At 63.1% G+C, this 3,126-nt stretch carries 5 protein-coding genes; all 5 read right to left on the reverse strand.

The features are described from left to right. Nucleotides 1-84 (reverse strand): translation initiation factor IF-2 N-terminal domain-containing protein (locus tag WBF82_RS14100; RefSeq protein ID WP_424383623.1); only part of this gene is annotated, 84 nt, incomplete at its 3' end. A 66-nt stretch (nt 85-150) separates the two neighbouring features. Beyond that, entirely contained in the window at nt 151-522 is a 372-nt protein-coding gene (locus WBF82_RS14105; RefSeq protein ID WP_424383619.1) for a YlxR family protein, read from the reverse strand. A gap of 79 nt (nt 523-601) precedes the next feature. Next, nucleotides 602-1,204, reverse strand: coding sequence for a hypothetical protein (locus WBF82_RS14110; protein WP_424383620.1), 603 nt, complete (start codon nt 1,202-1,204; stop codon nt 602-604). A gap of 105 nt (nt 1,205-1,309) precedes the next feature. After that, nucleotides 1,310-2,353: a transcription termination factor NusA gene (gene nusA, locus WBF82_RS14115; protein ID WP_424383621.1), complete on the reverse strand. Its 1,044-nt coding sequence runs from the start codon at nt 2,351-2,353 to the stop codon at nt 1,310-1,312. Further along, nucleotides 2,350-2,883 carry a ribosome maturation factor RimP gene (gene rimP, locus WBF82_RS14120; RefSeq protein ID WP_424383622.1) on the reverse strand — a complete coding sequence of 178 codons (534 nt, stop codon included), beginning with the start codon at nt 2,881-2,883 and terminating at the stop codon, nt 2,350-2,352. Before rimP ends, nusA begins: the two co-directional genes overlap by 4 nt. Nucleotides 2,884-3,126: the final 243 nt, after the last annotated feature.

Below are 3,126 nucleotides of genomic sequence, written 5' to 3' on the forward strand. Positions count from 1 at the left end.
CTGTTCGCTGAGCCGGGCGAGAACTTCCTTGCTGGTAACACCGAGTTCCTTGGCTAACTCGTGTACGCGGGCCTTGCCTGCCACTACATCTCCTGTCTATGAGGCGACAGCGGTGGTAGGCCGCGCCTCGGGTTTAGCTATGACGCATGGTCATCGGGACTTCACGGTGTGCTCATGTTCTTTGCTACCTGTTCTGTTGGCGGGTGCGTCGAGCGTGTTGACATGCTCGACCACCGCTGATGCGTCCGGTGCTCCGGTGACCCGCAACGCTCGCGCGAACGCTCGCCGCCGGATCGCTTCGTGTGCGCACTTCGAAGTGGGATGCAGCCACGCACCCCGCCCCGGAAGATTACCTGCCAGGTCAACGGTCACGACACATTTACCGTTCCCGCTCGACACAGCCACCACTCGAAGCAGTTCGACGGCCAACTCTCGCTTTCGGCAACCGACACATGTCCGCACCGGTCCCTCGATGCGGCGATGCGCTCGTGTGTCAGCGGCCGAAGTCTCGCGCTGGATCACGGCTTAGTCTACCCACACCTAACTGGTGGTCAGAACCACCCGCGACTGGGCTGGGATTGGCCGGCTAGCGGTCGAGCAGTCAGAAGAGCCCAGCCAGATCCGTCAGCCCGCCGGAGTCGAGGGCGGCCCCGCCCGCCGCGTCGGCCGGAATGTCCCAGAGCGGAATGGGCGCATTGAACAGCGTGAGGGTGTCCGATGTTGCTATGCCCGGGTTATTGACATAGTCATTCCCGAACAAGACCAAGGTGCCGAAGTCGATCCCCGGGATCCCCGCGAATGTGACCAACTGGCTGTTGGACTCCGTTGCCCCATCGGCCAGGCCCGAGTAGGTGCTGTTTGAGACCACGTCCTCGTTGTTTTCGAAGAACAGCGGCGGCAAAGTCGATCCAAAATAGGGGGTCTCGAATGTGCTGTGGGTGTCGGTAAACGACCCGATCACGGTGTTGCTGTTGTTCACGACCTGGTAGGCGTCGTCTTCCTGGTGGTAGGAGAAAAGCGGAAAAACAGGGTCATTGACGACATTCGTCGGTAACCCGATCGGCCCTCTCAGTCCCGTAATGTCCAACAGCTGATCATCATCCGCGTAGGCGGCGGCGCTGGTTAATAGTGCTGCAGCCAAAGCGGCGCTGGCAGCCGTGCCCGGGGCGAGGAAAGCGTTGCGAAGATTCATGTGAAGCTCCAATCGGGCTCATTTCTGTGAGCAACCTGAGCTTAAGCACATCAGACGATAAGAGTGGACGCGATCGACAACTGACGCACCGCCAGTAAACAGGGCTGCGGGACGTGGCTAGCGGTCGTGCGCCATGCCGTGCGGGGCGCCGTGTTCGTGGTGGTCGGCGGGCTGGTCGGGCGAATCCCCGCGGATGTCAATCCGCCATCCGGTGAGCCGCGCCGCCAGCCGCGCGTTCTGGCCCTCCTTGCCGATGGCCAGCGACAGCTGAAAGTCGGGCACTACCACCCGAGCAGCCCGGGCGTTCTGGTCGATCACAGTCACCGAGACCACCTTGGCCGGCGATAATGCGTTGGCGACGAACCGGGCCGGGTCCTCGTCGTAGTCGATGATGTCGATCTTCTCCCCGGACAGCTCACTCATCACGTTGCGCACCCGCTGACCCATCGGGCCGATGCAGGCGCCCTTGGCGTTCAGGCCGGGAAGCCGGGAAGCGACCGCGATCTTGGAGCGGTGGCCGGCTTCGCGGGCCACCGCGACAATCTCTACCGAACCGTCGGCGATCTCGGGGACTTCCAGCGAGAAGAGCTTGCGCACCAAGTTGGGGTGAGTGCGGGACAACGTGATCACGGGCTCGCGCGCACCGCGACTTACTCCCACCACGTAGCAGCGCAGCCGTTCACCGTGCTCGTAAACCTCGCCGGGAACCTGTTCGGCCGCGGGGATCACGCCCTCAGACCCCTTGGTCTCGCTGCCCATACGGACCACGACGAACCCACGGGCATTGGCCCGGCTATCTCGTTGCACCACACCGCCAACAATCTCGCCCTCATGGGTGGAGAATTCGCCGAATGTGCGCTCGTTTTCGGCGTCGCGGAGCCGTTGCAGCATGACCTGCCGTGCGGTGGTGGCCGCAATCCGCCCGAAGCCCTCCGGGGTGTCTTCCCATTCGCTGAGCACATTGCCGTCTTCGTCGACATCGCGGGCGAACACCTGGACCGCGCCAGTTTTGCGGTCGATCTCGATGTGCGCCTCGGGCTGATGGCCTTCGGTGTGGCGGTAGGCGCTGAGTACCGCGGCCTTGACGTCCTCGAGCAGGTCGTCGAAGGAGATTCCCCGTTCCACAACAATCGAGTGCAGAGCGGCCATGTCGATGTTCATGTTGCGCCCTCCGCACTCCGACTGACCGCCGCCAACTCAAGTTCTCGTTTTGAAGGTGGCGAAAACTCAATCTGGACAACAGCTTTGGCGATCTCCCCGATAGGTACCGGATGCACCGTCCAGTCACGGGCCCGGTCGTCGCGGACCACTAGCCGCAGCGTGCCGTCAGAGATCTCGCCGACTCGGCCGGTGACAGTCGTTCCGTCGGCCAGTGCAATTTCGACCTTGCGGCCCCGCGCCCGACGGAAGTGCTTCTCGCTGGTCAGCGGCCGGTCCACCCCGGGCGAGCTGACTTCCAGAACGTAGCGACCATCGATGCCGTCGACAGCATCCAACACGGTCGACGCCGAACGGGACAGCTCAGCGATGGTGTCCAAGTCGAGTGCGGTGTCGCCGTCGGCAATGACCGTTATCCGCGGCGGACGCGCCCGCGGGTCGATGACGACGTCCTCAATTTCATAGCCTGCGCGCGCGAACTCACCATCGAGTAGCTCGATCACCTGCGTCTGTGACGGTAGCCCGATGGCCACGGCGAGCTCCTCATCTTGAGTTGTGCGGTCAGGCGGCCCGCCGGTTCGCAGTGATGAACGTTCCCGGTGAACCAGCCATTAACGATACGCCAGGAAACCGCTATCAGCCGTGATAGCGACCGGGTCAACCAGCGTCATAGCCGGGCCGTCCAACCCGCTGGCCCAGCAATGGCAGGATGTTGCTGTGCCACCCGCGCTGCCCACTGTCAGGCCGATCAGACCGGTTTTCAGCAGGCGACAGGT

This window comes from Mycobacterium sp. (genome assembly GCF_049673265.1).
Classification (GTDB): domain Bacteria; phylum Actinomycetota; class Actinomycetes; order Mycobacteriales; family Mycobacteriaceae; genus Mycobacterium.

Bases quoted from the DNA above. Each gene is read 5' to 3' on its own strand.
- nusA (WP_424383621.1), bottom strand. From the start codon at position 2,353: ATGAACATCGACATGGCCGCTCTGCACTCGATTGTTGTGGAACGGGGA.